The sequence below is a fragment of the Shewanella sp. GutCb genome, assembly GCF_002836135.1.
GTDB lineage: Bacteria > Pseudomonadota > Gammaproteobacteria > Enterobacterales > Shewanellaceae > Shewanella.
Genome location: NZ_PJBL01000026.1, coordinates 222351 through 241491, shown reverse-complemented (window position 1 = coordinate 241491; position 19141 = coordinate 222351). Strand labels below are relative to the sequence as shown.

At 41.3% G+C, this 19141-nt stretch carries 13 protein-coding genes; 6 read left to right on the top strand and 7 right to left on the bottom strand.

Features of this window, described 5'->3' with window-relative positions; all coding sequences use genetic code 11:
• Positions 1 to 152: 152 nt before the first annotated feature.
• The 4 genes from CXF86_RS16410 to rplY all read left to right on the top strand — a co-directional run bounded on the left by CXF86_RS16410 (position 153) and on the right by rplY (position 3369).
• Positions 153 to 728: a type II secretion system protein gene (locus tag CXF86_RS16410; protein WP_102039524.1), complete on the top strand. Its 576-nt coding sequence runs from the start codon at positions 153 to 155 to the stop codon at positions 726 to 728.
• Positions 729 to 931: 203 nt separating this feature from the next.
• Positions 932 to 2284: a L,D-transpeptidase family protein gene (locus CXF86_RS16405; protein WP_257985396.1), complete on the top strand. Its 1353-nt coding sequence runs from the start codon at positions 932 to 934 to the stop codon at positions 2282 to 2284.
• 96 nt (positions 2285 to 2380) lie between these two features.
• Positions 2381 to 2929, top strand: coding sequence for a peptidoglycan L,D-endopeptidase MepK (locus CXF86_RS16400; protein ID WP_101091011.1), 549 nt, complete (start codon positions 2381 to 2383; stop codon positions 2927 to 2929).
• A 152-nt stretch (positions 2930 to 3081) separates the two neighbouring features.
• A complete protein-coding gene (gene rplY, locus CXF86_RS16395; protein WP_101091010.1) occupies positions 3082 to 3369 on the top strand; it encodes a 50S ribosomal protein L25 in 288 nt (95 codons plus the stop codon).
• A 61-nt stretch (positions 3370 to 3430) separates the two neighbouring features.
• On the opposite strand, the gene CXF86_RS16390 is transcribed toward rplY, so the two are convergent.
• The 5 genes from CXF86_RS16390 to nhaB form a co-directional block, all read right to left on the bottom strand.
• Complete coding sequence (locus tag CXF86_RS16390; protein WP_101091009.1) at positions 3431 to 4960, bottom strand: SpoVR family protein; 1530 nt, start codon at positions 4958 to 4960, stop codon at positions 3431 to 3433.
• A gap of 19 nt (positions 4961 to 4979) precedes the next feature.
• A complete protein-coding gene (locus tag CXF86_RS16385; protein ID WP_102039522.1) occupies positions 4980 to 6248 on the bottom strand; it encodes a YeaH/YhbH family protein in 1269 nt (422 codons plus the stop codon).
• Positions 6249 to 6300: 52 nt separating this feature from the next.
• Positions 6301 to 8235: a PrkA family serine protein kinase gene (locus CXF86_RS16380; protein WP_101091007.1), complete on the bottom strand. Its 1935-nt coding sequence runs from the start codon at positions 8233 to 8235 to the stop codon at positions 6301 to 6303.
• Positions 8236 to 8692: 457 nt separating this feature from the next.
• Positions 8693 to 9202: a disulfide bond formation protein DsbB gene (gene dsbB / locus CXF86_RS16375; protein WP_257982700.1), complete on the bottom strand. Its 510-nt coding sequence runs from the start codon at positions 9200 to 9202 to the stop codon at positions 8693 to 8695.
• A gap of 89 nt (positions 9203 to 9291) precedes the next feature.
• Complete coding sequence (nhaB, locus tag CXF86_RS16370) at positions 9292 to 10878, bottom strand: sodium/proton antiporter NhaB (RefSeq protein ID WP_101091005.1); 1587 nt, start codon at positions 10876 to 10878, stop codon at positions 9292 to 9294.
• A gap of 303 nt (positions 10879 to 11181) precedes the next feature.
• On the opposite strand from nhaB, the gene fadR reads away from it, so the two are divergent.
• Entirely contained in the window at positions 11182 to 11901 is a 720-nt protein-coding gene (fadR, locus tag CXF86_RS16365) for a fatty acid metabolism transcriptional regulator FadR (RefSeq protein ID WP_101091004.1), read from the top strand.
• A gap of 84 nt (positions 11902 to 11985) precedes the next feature.
• On the opposite strand, the gene CXF86_RS16360 is transcribed toward fadR, so the two are convergent.
• Together CXF86_RS16360 and CXF86_RS16355 are read right to left on the bottom strand one after the other, a co-directional pair.
• Positions 11986 to 16011 (bottom strand): translocation/assembly module TamB domain-containing protein, encoded by a 4026-nt coding sequence (locus CXF86_RS16360; protein WP_102039520.1) that lies wholly within the window; start codon positions 16009 to 16011, stop codon positions 11986 to 11988.
• Positions 16008 to 17843, bottom strand: coding sequence for an autotransporter assembly complex protein TamA (locus CXF86_RS16355; RefSeq protein WP_374702343.1), 1836 nt, complete (start codon positions 17841 to 17843; stop codon positions 16008 to 16010). The genes CXF86_RS16360 and CXF86_RS16355 overlap by 4 nt, the downstream gene beginning before the upstream one ends.
• Positions 17844 to 17991: 148 nt before the next feature.
• Here CXF86_RS16355 and CXF86_RS16350 point away from each other — a divergent pair, with 148 nt between their 5' ends.
• Entirely contained in the window at positions 17992 to 19050 is a 1059-nt protein-coding gene (locus tag CXF86_RS16350) for an isoaspartyl peptidase/L-asparaginase family protein (protein ID WP_101091001.1), read from the top strand.
• The last annotated feature ends 91 nt before the right edge of the window (positions 19051 to 19141 follow it).

Here is a 19141-nt window from a genome sequence, read left to right as displayed (position 1 = left end):
GTTTAAACGTTAATGTAAATCAGTTGTTTTGTAATGAATTATAGTGACATTATTTAGTAAGTTCTTAATTAATTCAAAAGCTTATGCATCATATGACAGTAGCTGTTAATTTATGTATATTGCACCACAATATCTAATGTGTGAGTCTAAGCATGAAGCAAAAATCGAAAGGGTTTACCCTAATAGAACTTGTTGTTGTTATTATTGTGCTCGGTATTTTAGCCGTAGTGGCAGCGCCAAAATTTATCAATCTAAGCCAAGATGCCCATGATGCGTCGATTAAAAGTACTTTTGGCAGCTTTACCTCTGGTGTGAAGCTTTATCACAGTTGTTGGTTGGCGTCTGGTAAAAGCGGTTATCAAGTCGATGTAAGCTGTTATGGTGATGGGACATTAGATTCTTCGGTGACGGGGTTCCCACTCGGTATAGATACCACTTCAAGCAATAGTGGTAAAACTCTACAAGGCGAATTTTGCAAAGAAATATGGCAAGGTCTGCTTGAAAATGACGAATATACTTTGGCGGAGCATTCCAATGCTGCATTCGAAGGCCATAATGATATCATTTATTGGTTTCATGGCGGTTCTTTGTCTAATACTGATACGTACTGTTATTTTAACTATATCGCTGATGATCGCACAAAAGGTGCGAAAAACTGGCAGTTAAAATACTATCCTGGTACCGGTAATACAGAAGTTGAAAAAGCTGCTATTAGTTACACACTGTAGCTAACCTGAGCTTTTATCTATATTAATTAAGCTCCTCTATCGTAGGAGCTTTTTTATTGGCTTGAATTTATTGTGTTGATAAAGGCTAATTCTTTATTACGTCATATACAAAACATAATTGTTTGCCATACTTAACATTAGAATGTTAATAGGGTGGTTAAATGCGATTTTGTGGTTTCATATGCTGTATAAGTATGTTTTTCATGAGCTTGAATGGATATGCTAATGAACGAATTACCCGTGCTGAAAAGATGTTATACCAACAGGTGTCTTTGCTTGCATTAGTCGATACTGACGGCAAGTTTGTTCAGTATAAAGAAGCACTCTCTATTAACAAACTCTCCTCTAAAGAGTTAAATCAGCTCGAAAGTGATATCGAACTATTTTGGAGTGAACATCATATACCCATTAGAAACAAAGGATTAACTGGAATTAGTGATCCTTTCGTTAGGGCTATGGGTTTAGAACCACAATTAAATGGTTATCTGCAGGTTCAAAATCGTATCCGCCATTTGCAATGGTTAGCTGAACAAGATTGGTGGCAGCCGATAATCATTGACGGTTTGATCCGCCCTGGAACAAATCATCCGGTTATTCCCGTTATTGTTAAGCGATTATGGTTGCTTGGTGATGCTAAAAGTGCCGTTACAGAGTCTACAGTGCTAAATGAAGATATTGTTGATGCATTAAAACGTTTTCAACAAAGGCATGGCTTGAAAGCTGATGGGATTATTGGCCCTGAAACGGTAAAGTGGTTAAATGTGCCCCCAGAGCAGCGCGCATCTATTCTGGCTAAAAATTATATCCAACGAGCCGAGTTTATGGCTCAACGTGACGAACGTTTTCTGGTAATCAATATACCTGCATTCGAAATGGAATTGTTTAATAAGGGAAAGGTTGAGCTTTTTTCAAGGGTAATAGTCGGAAAACCTTACAGACCAACGCCGTTACTTAGTAGTTCAATCTCTAATGTCGTGATCAATCCGAGCTGGCGAGTACCAAAAACAATCCTCCATAAAGACTTGCTGCCACAAGTAAGAAAAGACGGTAATTATATCGCTACGCGTAATTTTGATGTATTTGATCGTAATAATAATTTGGTGGTGAGAACACCGCAGCAGTGGAGTGATCTGGCAAGAGGACCTTTTCCTTTTAGATTTGTGCAACGTCCAGGTAGAACGAATACATTAGGCCGTTATAAATTTTATTTTCCAAATGACTTTAGTGTTTACCTTCATGACACGGCTGATCCAAACTTGTTTGAGCGCAGTAATCGGGCACTTTCATCAGGGTGTATACGGGTTGAAAATGTTGAAGGCTTAGCTAATTGGATGGCGGCAAATTTAGTTAAAGATAAACAGACATGGGTCGATAGACATGCCGACCGAAACCGGACCCAATGGTTTGCGTTAAATGCCACTCTCAACGTGCATTTGGTTTATTGGACTGCTTGGATAGATGCGTCCAATCAGACACAATTTAGAAATGACATCTACCAAATACGGGCTGCTACTAGCTTTGCAGATACCGCCAGTGCTCAAATCAACGACTTATAATACACTTAACGATATTTTATACGGATAACTTGCAATCCTAAAACTAACAGGGTAATTTGCCTGCCAGTTGTAGGAAAAGTAGTCAGTGGTGAAAGTGTGACCGTAGTATGTTCTGCTCGTAGACAGTTATTATTAGGCCTTGGTGGTGTTGCAATGTTTTCTATGCTTCCAACAAAGGCACAGGCAAGTCGTTCAACCAAGGGGGTGCGCAGTTTAGGGTTTTACAACCGCCATACCGGTGAGAGAGAGCAGGGAAGCTATTGGATCGATGGTGATTATCAAGCGGATATTTTGACCGGTTTTAATCAAGTACTACGAGATCATCGCCAGAATGAATCAGTTCCTATGGATAAACGTTTATTTGATTTTGCGTATCAATTGAAAACATCACTGAGTTTTGATGATGAATTTCATATCATATCGGGCTACCGTTCTCCAAAAACGAATGAAATGTTGGCAAAAAGAAGTCATGGTGTTGCAAAGAAAAGTTACCATATGAAAGGAATGGCCTTAGATATCGCTATCCCTGGTGTGAAACTCGCAGATGTAAGAAGTGCTGCCATTGCACTTAAATTAGGCGGTGTCGGTTATTATCCTAATTCTGGTTTTGTACATATCGATACGGGGCCTATCCGAAGCTGGTAAGTTTGGCGTTAATGAGTCATAAGTGAACCCAATTAATATTTTGTGTAGTTCTTAATTTTATGTTAATATCCGCCCGCTTTTAGCCAGTAATGGTTGGTCGAAAATCGTTACTGTAATCTTTTACATCTTATTTATATTAAGTGAGTTTTATTATGTCTTATACTATTCCTGCACAAATCCGCACTGAAATAGGGAAAGGTTCGAGCCGCCGCCTACGTCATGCTAACAAAGTTCCTGCTGTTATCTATGGTCCAGGTAAAGAAGCTATCTCTATTGTTTTTGATCATAAAGATATCATCAACATCCAAGGGAACGACGATTTTTACAATACTGACCTAACTATCGCTTTAGATGGTAAAGATGTATTAGTACGAGTTCAAGACATGCAACGTCATGCGTACAAGATTTTAGTTGAACATATTGACTTTAAATTTGCTTAAGTTTTAAGTAAATTGAAAAAGCGCCTAAATAGGCGCTTTTTTTGTGTTTGAAAAATGTGTTTTAAATATTCGCGGAGTTATCAAGCTTGCATTCAGGGCTGGCGGCTATCACTTTGTTCTCTCCATTTTCAGCTTGCTCAATCCGCACATCAAATCCCCATAAACGATGGATATGTTTGACAACCTCATGTCGGCTATCAGCTAACGGGATCCTCGCGTTTGGAACATAACGCAGTGTTAGAGACCTATCACCCGATACTTCCACATTATGGACTTGAATATTAGGCTCTAAATTAGACAAGTTATACTGTTGCGATAATTTTTCTCTTATCTCTTTGTACCCTCGTTCATCATGAATAGCTGAAACTGCAAGGTGATTCTTATTGTCGTCATCTAGGATCGAAAACAACTTAAACTGTCGAATGATGTTAGGTGAAAGATATTGGCTAATAAAACTTTCATCCTTGAAGTTTTCCATGGCAAAGTGCAGTGTTGTTAGCCAATCGCTGCCTGCAATATCTGGAAACCATTGTTTATCTTCTTCGGTTGGTTTTTCACATATTCGACGAATATCAATAAACATGTTGAAGCCAAGGGCATAAGGGTTAATACCACTATAATGCGGGCTATTGTAGCTGGGTTGAACGACAACATTAGTGTGGCTTTGTAAAAACTCCAACATAAATCTATCGGTCACCAGCCCTTCATCATAAAGATGATTAAGAATGGTGTAATGCCAAAAGGTAGCCCAGCCTTCGTTCATCACTTGGGTCTGTTTTTGCGGGTAGAAGTATTGGCCCATTTTTCTCACAATGCGAACAACCTCCCTTTGCCAAGGTTCTAGAAGCGGTGCATTCTTCTCAATGAAATACAATATATTCTCTTGCGGTTCAGCGGGGAAATGTTGCTTTTTGGCCTTTAACTGTTCTTGAGGCGTTTCTGGCACGGTGCGCCAGAGATCATTAACTTGGCTCTGTAAATAGGCTTCTCTATCTTTTTGACGCATTTTCTCCTCTTTAAAGGAGATCTCACTTGGACGTTTATATCTATCTACACCGAAACTCATGAGTGCATGGCATGAATCAATGATGCTTTCCACTCTTTCAACACCATGTAACTCCTCACATTCACTGATATAATTTCGGGCAAACACTAAGTAATCAATAATGGAGCTAGCATCAGTCCATGTCTTAAACAGATAATTACCTTTAAAAAAGCTATTATGACCAAAACTTGCGTGAGCCATGACTAAGGCTTGCATGGTGATGGTATTTTCCTCCATTAGATAGGCGATGCAGGGATCTGAATTGATGACAATTTCATAAGCTAAGCCCATTTGCCCACGCTTATAACCTTGTTCCGTTTCGATAAAACGTTTGCCAAAGGACCAATGGGTGTAACCAATAGGCATGCCTATACCTGCGTAAGCGTCCATCATTTGCTCGGCCGTAATAACTTCTATTTGATTTGGATAGGCGTCTAATCGGTAATGGTGAGCGACGCGCTCTATTTCTGTTAAATAGGTTTGAAGCAGATCGAAGTTCCAATCGGGTCCATCATCTAATGGTTTTCTTTTTTCTGTTTTGTCCATTTTGTCCATAACGTCCCCCTTAGACAGCCTGTTTCTTAAATAACTCTCTAAACACTGGATAGATATCTTCGGCTTGTTTTATGTGTTGGACCGCAATATTAGCGTGTGTCTTCTGTAATGTTTCGTACTCTCGCCACAGTGTTTGATGCGCTCTATTAGTGATCTCGATATAGCTAAAATACCTCACGACAGGTAATAGCTGTTTTTCGAGTATGTGATGACAAGAAGGAGAGTCATCCGCCCAGTTGTCTCCATCAGAGGCTTGTGCTGCATATATATTCCACTCATTTTCTGGATAACGCTTTTGTTGGATCTCATGCATTAATTTAAGCGCACTTGAAACAATGGTTCCGCCTGTTTCTTGTGAGTAAAAGAATTCGTGTTCATCAACCTCCTTTGCTTGGGTGTGGTGACGGATATAAACAACATCCAAGTTCTTATAGGTGCGAGTGAGAAACAGGTATAGCAAGATATAAAAACGCTTTGCCATGTCTTTGGTTGCTTGATCCATAGAACCTGAAACATCCATAAGGCAGAACATGACTGCTTGGCTTGAAGGAACTTCTCGCTTAGCATAATTGTTATAACGTAAATCGAAAGTGTCGATAAAGGGGACTTTTTTAATTCTTCGTTGTAGATCGTCTATCTGTGCTTTAAGGGATAGAATGCGCTCAGCGTTAGAACCTGCAGTACCTTCAAGTTCCATCAGTTCTTGTTGCAGCTCTTTTAGCATGCGTTTTTTTGATGAGGTCATGGTCATGCGACGTGCAATAGAGGACCGTAATGAGCGGACTATATTGATATTAGCGGGCACGCCATTATTGGTAAAGCCTGCTCTATAGACTTGATATTCAACTAGTTTGTTAAGTCGATTGTTCTGTAGGTTAGGCAGCTCTAAATCTTCGAACAGTAACTCTAAATATTCATCTTTTGAGATTTCAAATACAAATTCGTCATTTCCCTCGCCAGAATTAGAGGCTTCACCTTGTCCAGCACCTTGACCACCGCCTGAAGGGGGTCTTTCAATTTGATCACCTCGGCTGAACTTATCATTTCCAGGATGAACTCGTTCTCGTATTCCGCCTTGACCTTGGCGAAATGTGGGCTCGCTTATGTCACGGGTGGGGATACTTATTTTCTCGCCTTTATCGACGTCTGTGACACTACGGCGTGTCACAGCATCACTGACCGCTTTTTTTATCTGTTTTTTGTAGCGATTAATAAATCGCTGTCGATTGACGGTACTCTTGCCTTTTGCATTGAGCCTTCTATCTATGAAATTTGCCATGCGCACCTCCGAGCCTAAATAGTAGGGGAGTAATCTCCCCCATTTGGCTTTCTTAAGAAGACTTTCTGACTCTCAGATACCATTCTGACAGCAATCTAACTTGCTTTTGTGTATAGCCTTTTTCCATCATACGGTTCACAAAATCATCATGCTTACGTTGATCATCAGTCGATGTCTTGCCATTAAATGAGATTACCGGGAGCAGATCTTCAGTGTTAGAAAACATCTTTTTCTCAATCACCGTTCTGAGCTTTTCATAGCTAGTCCACAGTGGGTTAGTGCCTTCGTTATTGGCTCTAGCTCGAAGTACGAAATTAACAATTTCGTTCCTGAAGTCTTTTGGATTGCTGATCCCCGCAGGCTTTTCAATTTTTTCAAGTTCAGCATTTAACGCTGCTCTATCGAATAATTGACCGGTTTCTGGATCTCTGTATTCCTGATCTTGGATCCAAAAATCGGCATAGATAACATAACGGTCAAAAATGTTTTGTCCGTATTCAGAATAAGATTCGAGATAGGCGGTTTGGATTTCTTTTCCAATAAATTCAACATATTTAGGAATAAGGTAGCCCTTTAGAAATTCTAAATATCGTTCTGCAGTTTCTGATGGGAATTGCTCTTGCTCGATTTGACGCTCTAGTACATAAAAGAGATGCACAGGATTTGCGGCAATTTCTGTATTGTCAAAATTGAATACCTTGGACAGAATTTTAAATGAGAAACGTGTTGATAGTCCTAACATGCCTTCATCTACACCAGCATAATCACGATACTCTTGATATGATTTTGCTTTAGGGTCGGTATCTTTGAGGCTTTCGCCGTTATACACTCGCATTTTGGAGTAAATAGAGGAGTTTTCTGGCGCAACCACACGTGAAAGTACACTGAATTGAGCCAAGGTTTCCAGAGTACCTGGTGCACAAGGCGTATTCGCCAACTCTGAGTTTGTCAGTAGCTTTTCGTAAATGCGTACCTCTTCCGATAAGCGCAAGCAATAAGGCACTTTAACGATATAGACTCGGTCTAAGAATGCTTCATTGGTTTTGTTATTCCTAAATGTTGTCCACTCTGATTCATTAGAGTGGGCCAGAATGATGCCACCAAAGGGCAGGGCGGAAAGCCCCTCTGTGCCGTTATAATTACCTTCTTGAGTTGCAGTAAGTAGAGGGTGAAGCACTTTAATCGGTGCTTTAAACATCTCTACGAATTCCATTAGTCCTTGGTTTGCGCGGCATAATGCGCCTGAATAGGAATAGGCGTCTGCATCATTTTGTGCAAAATGTTCCAACTGTCGAATATCGACTTTACCGACCAAAGATGAAATGTCTTGATTGTTTTCATCACCAGGCTCAGTTTTTGCGATAGCCAGCTGATCTAAAATTGAAGGGTAGACTTTGACGACTTTGAATTTTGAAATATCACCACCAAACTCGTGCAGCCGTTTAACTGCCCAAGGCGACATGATACTTTTTAAGTAACGTTTTGGTATGTTGTACTCTTGCTTAAGAATCTGGCCGTCTTCTTCAAGATTAAATAGACAAAATGGGTGGTCATTAACAGGGCTGCGAACACCGTCTGCGGTCAGTACGTAAATCGGTACATTTTGCATTAATGCTTTAAGTTTTTCTGCCAATGAGGATTTCCCGCCTCCCACAGGCCCTAAGAGATAAAGGATCTGTTTCGATTCTTCCAGCCCTTGGGCCGAATGTTTCAAATATGCCACAATCTGTTCAATGGCCTCTTCCATACCATAAAAGTCTTTAAAGGCAGGATATCTGGAAACCAGACGGTTTGAGAATAGCCGACTTAGAATAGGATCTTTTGATGTATCAATTAACTCTGGCTTACCAATGGCAATGATTAGTCGTTCAGCTGCTGATGCAAAAGCGCTATGGTCCTCTTTACATATGCTTAAAAAATCTTCTAATGAATACTCTTCATCAAGTTTTTTTTCATAACGTTGTTGGTAATGCTCGAAAATACCCATAACCCACCCCCTAAACAATCTAAATAGAATGAGAGGCTGATAACAGTGGCCTCCTACTATTAAGGTTAGACCTAATTTGGTAGGGCTGAGATAAAAAAGTAAATAAAAACAATAAGAAATAGTTGCAATTGCAATAGTTGCAGATGAGAATAATATTGTAATAACGTGTTTTTATTTAAATAAATGATCCGTAATCGGTCATTGTTTTACACTTTGAGGCCCTAACAATGCAGAGGGGGATAGACCGAAGCGTTAACGCGATGCTTTATCATTGTTTGTCTAGAGTGGTGAGGGAGGGGGGAACTAAAGCGCATTGATCTTTATGTCATCGAAAATGAATTCAAAATAGATAAAACCCGAGCTCATAGAAAGCTCGGATGAGTTAATCACTGTATATCAAGGGCAAATATGTTGGCTGGTTAGTTGTTAATGCAACACATTTGCAACCTAGGAGTGTCTACTTCTTTGACCGTAAAGCAGGTATAACAAAGATTAACCAGGCAACGAGGTAAACTGAAAATGCAACAATCATCCATTGTCCCATTGTTACACCCATCATTTCCCAGGGAATATCTGAACACATTCCTGTTGGCATAAACACCGATGGCAGCCATTCATGCAGTGGCATCCAGGTTGGAAACTCAGGTAGAAATGAACAGGTTGCAAATGGCGAAGGGTTAGTTTGCATGTCCACTAATTCGAGTGCCAGTTTCAGTCCCCAACCGGCACTTACGCCCCAAATACCCATAGCAGCTAATCTGGCGATGCGAGATTGATAACCAGCTAAACCTAAAACCGCAGCAAACAAAATGCCGAATAGGGCTAATCTTTGATAGACGCACATCACACAGGGATCGAGCTTCATGATATGTTGAAAAAATAGTGCTGTTAACTCTAATGAAAGAGCGGTCGCTGCAAGCGTAAGCCAAGCGGCTTTTGATTGGGCAAAACGGGTTAGTGCATTCAAGGACAATGTCTCCATTACAAATAAAAAACGCCCTGATTAGGGCGTTTTATATGACTAACTATTATTAAAATAGTTCAGTTACTGCATTATCAATGTGCTGATACAGCACTATTGCCTACATCTTGAACTGTGTGATGGATCAGTATTCCAGTATCGTAGAAATATTGGGTCATCTGTTCTAACCCACCAAACTGTATCGCAAGTATACCCACGATAGATAACACAATCGTATAAGGTAATGCCATCCACACCATACGTCCGTAAGACAGACGAATGAGAGGAGCGATAGCTGAAGTGAGGAGAAACAGGAATGCGGCCTGACCATTGGGTGTCGCTACCGACGGAAGGTTAGTTCCGGTGTTAATCGCAACGGCCAGAAGATCAAACTGATCTCTTGTGATTTGACCATCAAGCAATGCCGCTTTCACTTCATTGATATATACGGTGCCGACAAACACGTTATCGCTCACCATTGAAAGCAGACCGTTGGCTATATAGAAAATAACTAACTGGGTGCTGCCTTCGTAACTTAGCGCCCATTGAATAACCGGTGCGAAAAGATGTTGATCGATAATCACACCGACAATGGCAAAGAAAACGGCTAATAGCGCAGTAAACGGCAACGCTTCTTCAAATGCTTTTCCGAGAGCGTGCTCATTTGTCACACCATTAAATGCGGTGGTCAAAATGATAACCGATAGGCCAATTAAGCCAACCGATGCCAAGTGCAGCGCTAATCCCAAAATTAACCAAACACCTACAAGTGCTTGAACGACCAACTTCATCTTATCGTGATTAGTACGATGAGTATCTTCGTGAGCCGCATAGTCAGATAAAATCTTATGCACTGCATCGGGTAACTGCTTACCATAATCAAAAACTTTAAACTTTTCGACAAGGTAACAAGTCAGAATACCCGCAATGAAAACAGGCACAGTCACAGGAGACATACGCAATGCGAATTCAGCGAACTGCCAATTTGCCTGAGCAGCAATAATGAGGTTCTGTGGTTCGCCCACCATGGTGCAAACGCCGCCTAATGCAGTACCCACTCCCGCGTGCATAAGTAAGTTACGTAAAAAGCCTCTAAAGGCTTCTAGCTCCTCTTCACACAACTGGTTTTTGCCATCGTTAGTATGGTCATGGTTATCATTAAAGTTTTTGCCCGATGCCACTTTGTGGTAAATCGAATAGAAACCTACCGCGACAGCGATAATGACTGCGATCACTGTTAGTGCGTCTAGAAATGCTGATAAAAAAGCAGATGCAACACAAAACATGATGGACACGGCGACTTTAGATCGTACCTTGGTAATCATTTTAGTAAAGGCAAACAGCAGTAGCTGCTTCATGAAGTAAATGCCCGCAACCATAAATATCAGTAACAGCAATACTTCTAGATTTGCTTCAATTTCATGCAGTACTTGACTGGGGGACGTCATGCCGATAATCACAGCTTCGATAGCAAGCAATCCACCAGGTTGTAAAGGATAGCATTTAAGCGCCATAGCAAGGGTAAAGATAAATTCTAAGACCAGCAGCCAACCCGCAACAAACGGATTAATATAAAAAACAACTGGGTTGATCACTAGAAACGATAATATTGCGAATTTGAACCACTTTGGCGAATTGCCTAAGAAGTTATCAAGAAACGCCTGACTCATAGTCACAGGCATGGAATCCTCACTCTTATATTTTTATAGTTTGATAATAACAAGAAACGCTTAGATTTGTTGTTACTAATAAATCTGCCGATGCTAAAGGTAAAACCTTTTGGCCAACTTAAAAAGCATTGATTACCTAAAGGGCTACCTAAATCAAAAAAAATCCTTTAAAACTCACTATACGAAGGTTTTTTGAACGTTTTATTAGGTTTTGACTTATCGAGCTTGTCTAATACTCTTGTTTAGGTTCCCATTTTAGATAGCTCTGGTATGATCAGTATTAGAATAATACTAACATTTGGATAAAGTAGGCTGATGATCATTAATGCCAAAGGTCCTGCAAGTTTTGCAGAGAAATATATTGTGCGATCCATTTGGGACAATAAATTTCCCCCTGGCTCTATCTTGCCAGCTGAACGTGAGTTGTCAGAGTTAATCGGTGTAACCCGCACAACACTAAGAGAAGTGCTGCAACGATTAGCACGTGATGGGTGGTTAACCATTCAACACGGAAAACCTACCCGAGTGAATAATTATTGGGAAACGTCGGGACTCAATATTCTTGAGACGATTGCCGAACTTGATCCTGATGGGTTTCCTGAATTAGTTGACCAACTGCTGTCTGCACGTAGCAGTGTTAGTGGGATTTACTTCCGCGGAGCCATTCGTAACAACCCTGAACAAGCGGCTGAGGCATTATCAAAGCTAGATGAGCTTGAAGATACTGCACAGGCTTATGCCGATTTCGATTATGCATTACAGCATACGCTGGCTTTTTCGTCGGGTAATCCGCTGTATGTATTAATTCTTAATGGATTTAAAGGTTTGTATAGCAGAGTCGGTCGCTATTATTTTTCTAGTGCCGATGCTCGCGCTTTAGCAATGGACTTTTATAAGCAGTTGCAACAGTTAGCAATTGATAAAAATCATGCTGATGTAGCGCTATTAATGCGAACCTACGGCATTAATAGTGGCATTATGTGGCAGAGTTTACGCGACAAAATGCCCGTAGAGCTTGGTCACTCTAATACATAATCAATATATCTTGTTGATGTAATGTGATTATTGAAATCAAAAAAAGCCATCAAATATGATGGCTTTTTTGTGGGCCGTGATAAGTTACAAGTCAAAGCTGTAATAGATATCTAAAGATTGCTCAATCGTACCAGATACGGTTTCAAGATAGAGTTGTGATAATAAGTAATACCGCACTGTCATTTCATAACCTGGATTGAATACACCAATTCCATATTTCACCATTAGGTTCTCACCAATAAAGCCACTAATCGCAAATCGGCCATCATCATTGGCGTCGAGTTGAACATTTGAAAATCCAATTTTCTCGATGATCCCGGTGGCGGTATTGCCAATATTGCCGATAGCACCCCCGCCAATTTGATTACTGAGGCTGAGTGCTGCCCCCATCATCAGGCCACTATTTTGATCTCCGTCGCTACTGTTAAGTCCTGTGCCTCTGATAATGTAATTTAAAATTTCTGCCTGCTCTTTGGCTGGATTAGAAAAAAGGTTCACAATGGGTTTCATTGGTGTGCCTGTGATGCGAACCCCTGCCACTACATCTTCCTCTTTTATCTCGCGAGCAGCTTCAATATTTAAATTCGGTAGATCCATAGGGCCTATGAATTGCATTTCGCCAGCCCTAATTTGTAATGTTTGTCCCATGAATTTATAAGTCCCATCGATGACTTTAATTTCACCAAACAGCAGAGGGGGTCTAAAAGGACTCTGCTTTAACTCTAATTTGCCTAACAACTTGCCATCGAGTCCCATACCATCAACTTTGAGATTATCGCCGATGTTTAAATTGACCTCTGCCGAGACCGCTAACGGTGTGGCTTTTTTCATTTCAGTGGTGAGGCTGTCTTTAAATACCACATCTTTTGAAACGGCCACGGCACCTTCGGGTAATTGGACAATAGTGATGTGGCCAGATGGCACATTAATATCACCTTTTACATCTACTGAGTGATCAGTGAAGCTGATATTAAGATCAGTGCCAATACTCAAAATCGCGAGGGGAGGTTGAATGACCGCAAGGTCATTCCCTTTTATGTTGAAACTGCCTTTTATTTTCTTATCTAGCCAATTGAGCTGGCCATCAATATAAGCAAGCCCATCGCCCATTTTTAGCTCTCCGTCTATTTGCGCTTTTTTACCCGCAAAAGTCAGATTCAAATCAATATCTTCAACAAGGGTTGGGTTGGCCGTGGCCAATATAGAACCCTTTTTCAGGGAGATATCACCTGATGCCTGTGGGTCGTAAAGTGTGCCCCCGATACTTAAGTTACTCGAAATGACCCCTTCTAATACTTCTAATTGAGGTAATAGCTGTGCCAATGCTTGCAAGTTTATTTGTTGTAGCGATAGGGCACCGTCGATGGCTCTATCTGGGGTTACGTTTATCGATAAATCAGCATTTAGGCTCGCTATCTCATCTGATTCAAATGCAACAGAGGTTTTAAGGTGTTGCTCGTTGAGTTGGCTATTAACAAGAAGAGACTTATAGTTGATAGTGACTTCGTTTTTGTTGGTTGCTTTTGCTTGGAAGTCGAGGGTTCCCGGGGTAAGCTCAAACTGCAATAAACCTGTAGGTTTACCTTGGTCAAACCATTTAAACTCCGTTGCTAATTTGGCCGGACCATGCCAGTTGACGCTATTAGGTAGCCAAGGTTCAACTAACACTCCAACGTCTCCGATATATTCAATTTTGGCTTCACCGCTTAGCCCGAGTTTAATGGGGGCTTGTGAACATAATTGTCCACTGATATGCGATAGACAAAACGAGCTGAGCTCGCCCTTTGCGAGGGTTAAATCGTAAAGGCCATTAAGCGGTTTATCGAGATTAATAACACCAAGGATTGATGATACCGATAATTGGTTAATGCGTGCTGTAATGGCATTTTTTTCGTCATCGTATTGGCTATTAAAGTCAGTTTTTAGGGCTATTTCCCCTTGGGTTTCTAACTGCAATGATTGCTGGTTGAGATCGCCATGGCTATTAAGATTAATACTCTCTAGATCAATATCATTATAGCTAAATTTTTCAGAGGTCAGTTTAGCTGAAAATGCTTGATTATCCGCCGGTTGGTATTGGCCATTTAACGTGAGAGTTTCCAGTGCCAACTGCTTCAGTTTTAGATTGTTAGCGAGAAGGGAGACATTAATATTTGGATGTTCAGATTCGCCCGACACATCAATATGACTATTAACTTTTCCGCTAGCATCTTGAAGCCATAAACTTAAATCTGGCACTTTTAGCTCGCCAGTCAATGCCCAACGTTTATCCACTTCGCCTTTAATATAGAGTGAGCTTTGCAGCGCGCGAATGTTAAGTCCAGCGGAGCTTAAATACCAATGGTTATTTAGGGTTAGATCGCCATCTAACGTAAGAGGGTAACCCGCGACATCTCCGTTGAGGTTAGCGCCGGTTATGCCTAAAGACCATTGAGCATCTTTTAGTACTAATTGCCCGGTTGTTGTCATGGCACCATTGATGTCACTCTTAGGCAAGGATTGCTTTAAGCCAAAGTTGAGTTGACTTAAATCTAATTTTTCGCTCATGAAATGGGAGTTCCATGAGAGTGTTTTACCATAATTTAAGTTGCCTTTTAACGTCACATTTCCCATCTGGCTTTCTATTTCAAGCTGACTAAAATCCAATGTTTGTTCTTTGTGCTCAAACTGACTAACAACCTTTAACAATGGATGGTAATGAGAGTTAAAATTAGTCTTGAGATCAATCTGTTGTAGGTTAAGGTCACCCTTGGTGTTTAAGTCAATATCAGTGGCTATAAACTCAGGTTCAGTTAATGGCCATTGTAGTTTGTTCGATGTTAATGATATCGAGTAAGGTATCGTAGGTTTAGTGAGAGCAATGCTTGACGATAGTTCAAATTCAAACTGTCCTTGGCCTTGGATCTCGCTTTTAAGCTGATTAAACCCTTGGCTTACGATGGCATGAAGTTGCTGGTTATGTAACCCGGGGATTTCAGTGACATGATCAAGTGTTAGATCTAGCTCAAAATCCATTGGATAATCATTAGAAAGGGACATTTCGCCTTCTAAATCGACAGTGCCATAAGAATGACTTGCCGAGAATGCTGATATATTAATCAGAAATGTTTGATAGCTGCCACTGAGGTAAACATGTTTGAAGTGATCTTTTCTTGGGCCTAGGATTAAGTCGCCATTATTGATTTCTAGCGCTTCAACATAAACGGGTATGGGCATAAAAACTTCGGGCAGATGTGCCATTGCCCACTCGGTGTCATCCTTTGCATCAATGCTCTTTTTTTCAGTCGCTGCCGCGGTGGTCTCAGCGGCAGACTGCGGCGCAATCTTGGTGGTGACTGCTTGATGGTCTTTTATTGTGTTATTAAATGGGATCGATACCAGTAACCCTTCAGCGTAAATAGTCCTTGCTCTAATTCCGGTGCTTTGCCATTCAGCACTGAGATCAAGTTGGGCGGCATTAAAGTCCATATCGTTGACACTAACGGTCACTTGGCTCAGTGAGCCAACATCTAATTTGATGCCGAAAGGCAGAATTATCTCTTGGTTTTTTGTAATCTCATTGAGTATATTTTCGACAGATTGACGAGCACCATCAGTAACTAATGCATCACGAGTGGCTAAATCAACCAGTGCGATATCAGTATTGGCAGTATCGTTGGTCATATCACTGGAAGGAGGTGCACCAATAAGAGCTGTATCAATCTCAACATTGACTTTGCTTGCGCTGAGTTCATTAACGCAAAGCTGCTTTTGGACTAAACACATTGGGTTCCAATCCAATATCAGATCGGTTGTTTCAACTTTTACGCCGGGCATTTTCCAATTGCCGATGTCCAGTATTAAGCGTCGGTTTATCTTTCCTGATTGATAAGAAACATTAAGATCGGGCACCAGCATATCAGCTACCTTTACAGCAATATGAGTCCCAAAATTGGTGCCTATAATGATGGCGAACAAGATAAGCAGTGCTAATGGAAGGTAAACAATTACCCGGCTAATGCGTTTAAACCAACGCCATAACAGTGTTGATACCGTTTGAGGTGGCAGTGTCGGTGAGCTTGCAATTTTTGTATCACCTGAGCTTGAGATACTATTATTGAGTTTACTCATAGCTCTGCTCCCATGGTGATATGGATCCGCCAAGGCCTGCTAATCGTATCGGTTTCTTTTAAGCCAACACCCACGTCAAATTTGACGGGACCAATAGGTGATATCCAATGCACGCCAGCACCAACCGACGTTATCGCTTCTATCTGGTTGATGTCAAACGCATTACCCGCATCAACAAAAGTGGCAACTCGCCAACTTGGGGTGACGTAATATTGGTATTCAATGCTGCCAACCATTAAGTAACGTCCACCAACGACTTCTCTAATTACTTCTCCTTTATCATTAACTGAGTCGATAGACGGGCCTAATTCGTTATAGCTGTAACCACGAATACTTTGGTCACCACCCGCAAAATAGCGTAAAGATGGCGGTATTTCAGCCAAATTACCTTCGTTGGTTAGGTTCGCGGCAAGATCTAAACGAGAGACGATGCGATGTTTATCAAAGAATGTTTCGATCCATTTAAACTTTGCTTGTAAACGCGCAAGGCGTACTTCAGAACCTAAATTCGGATCTGCATACTCAAGGCTGTAATATTGCAAAAATCCTGATTTTGGATCGAGTGAATTGTCTCCACGAGAAGTTTTAGACACGTTAGCACCCAAAAGGACAAAGCGAGGGTCATAATCAACGCCAGACTGGGTATAACTCTCTTTCATCATTTCAGCAGAATAGTTTACAATCCACTGATATCCCAAACGTTGTTGACGGATCACTGCAAAAGTCATTTTAGATGACTCGAGCTGTCCAGTATTCTCAAATTTGCGGTCATCAGTGTTATAAACTTGAGTAACACCATATTTATCACGCAGCATACCAACACGTAATTTAAGTTGGTCATCGAGTGGGTGCGTTAGCGGGATAGTGTAAGTGGTTAAAAATTTGGGTCTGTCGGGGGCCCATTCCGCCGTTGTTTCTTGTGAGTGACCATAACTGTTTATCTGCGGCGTACGCCAAGTGACTCGGACTCTTGGCTCGATAGTGTTATCAATCGTATTACCAATATCGACACCTAAACCCAGCTCAATAGAGTGATCTGGTTTTGGACTTAAGTCGACTCTAATAGGCACCAATAATCCCTCTACCTGCTCAACTAACGGTAATACCTTAATGTTTGAAAAGTAGCCGGTATCGAGCAGTTGCCGATTAAGTTGTCCGAGGTTACCGGTACTGTAGGGAGCATCAACGTCAAAGGGGATAAGCTCTTGCAGTATTTGTGGCTGCAGTGTGTGCCCAGTAAAGGTTACCTGGCCTATATGATATCGTTTACCTGAGTCGTAATGCAGCGCGATTTTTGCACTGTTATAATCCCGATCAACTTCAATTTCTGCTTTTACGAATTTACCATCAAAGTAACCCCGCGCTAGAGATAAAGTCAGTAATTGACCTTTTAACTCTTCATATACGCCATGATTAAGCCTATCTCCTGGACGGATTGATAGTTGCGCTAGCCATTGTTCGAATAGAATGTCGTCGCGCAATTCTCCGTCAACTTGTATATCAACCCAACGCACCGTTGTTGGTGCGCCTGGTGTGATGACATAGTTGAGTACCCAAGGGCCGTTTTCGTGGGTTATAAACTCCTGTTTGACGCTACTGTTGTAATAACCCATCGAATGCATGGCTGCATTGATATTGTCTTCTGCGTTAAAAATAAAAGCGCGTCTTTTCACATTTGAATCTGGCAAGGCGCCAAGGTGAGCTTTTACGTTCCGCTCCAGACTGCCTTTTACGCCCTTGATATTGAGCGTTAACCAGTCGTTTGCGAAAGCGGCAAAAGATGCCAGTAGTACACTGATCAAAAATAACAATTTGGTCGTTGCTCGAATCAAACTTATCAAAAGATATCAGGCTCTTATTATTAGCTTTATTTTTATGTCCCTATTGTCACTAGAATAGTGAACTCAAGCAAGTTGCTGATTGTAATTATGGTCGAAAATGGTTACAAAGAGAGCAAATAAATATAATTGGATAGTGTTTATGAATTATTCCCCAATCTTAGCCGCCGGTTTACTGGTATTCGTTACTGTTAGCTCAACTTCATTTGCGGCTGAAAAGCCATTTTCTATTGCAATACATGGCGGCGCCGGCACAATTTCCAAAGCCAGTTTGACTGAATCACAACAAAAGGCTTATCGCGCTAAGTTACAAGAAGCTATCGATGCCGGGTATAAAGTATTGGCAAACGGCGGTGATAGTCTTGATGCAGTGCAAGTATCAATTAACGTACTCGAAAACAGCCCTCTATTCAATGCCGGTTTAGGAGCGGTTTATACTTATGATGGTGCCCATGAAATGGACTCGTCGATTATGGATGGTAAGACCATGAACGCAGGCGCCGTTGCGGGGGTTAGGCATATTAAAAATCCGATCGATTTAGCAAAAACAGTTATGGAAAAATCACCTCATGTGATGCTCTCGGGTCAAGGCGCTGAAGAGTTTGCACTTACGCAAGGTTACCAATTGGTGCCAGCTAATCACTTTGATACTGAAAGCCGCTATCAACAACTGCAAAATGCTAAAGAGAAAATCAACAAAGCTGAATCCAATCCAGAGTATCAAGCGAGCACGGGTCACAATTATAAACAAAGTGCACTCGACTATATGGAACTCGATTATAAGTTCGGTACCGTTGGTGCGGTCGCTTTAGATCAACATGGCAACCTTGCAGCGGGAACTTCAACTGGTGGAATGACGGCTAAACGTTTTGGTCGTATTGGTGACTCGCCAGTCATTGGTGCCGGCACTTATGCCGAAAATGGCGTGTGTGCAGTGTCTGCAACGGGTCATGGTGAGTTCTTTATTCGTTACCACGTGGCAGGCGATATATGCGCAAAAGTAAAATATCAAAAGAAATCCATAATACAAGCGGCAGATGAAGTGATTAATCAACGTCTCATTACCGCTGGTGGCAGTGGTGGTGTCATCGCAATCGACCAGCGGGGTAATATTGCAACGCCGTTTAATACCGAAGGAATGTACCGCGCTACCCGCAAAGGTGGCGAACCCGCTCAAGTGATGATTTGGTCTGATATGTAGAGGCCCCCAATGTGTACTAAAGCAAATTAATGGGCTTTAGTACACATATCGACCTACGTATATTGCGATATACTAATGAATAATTATTATT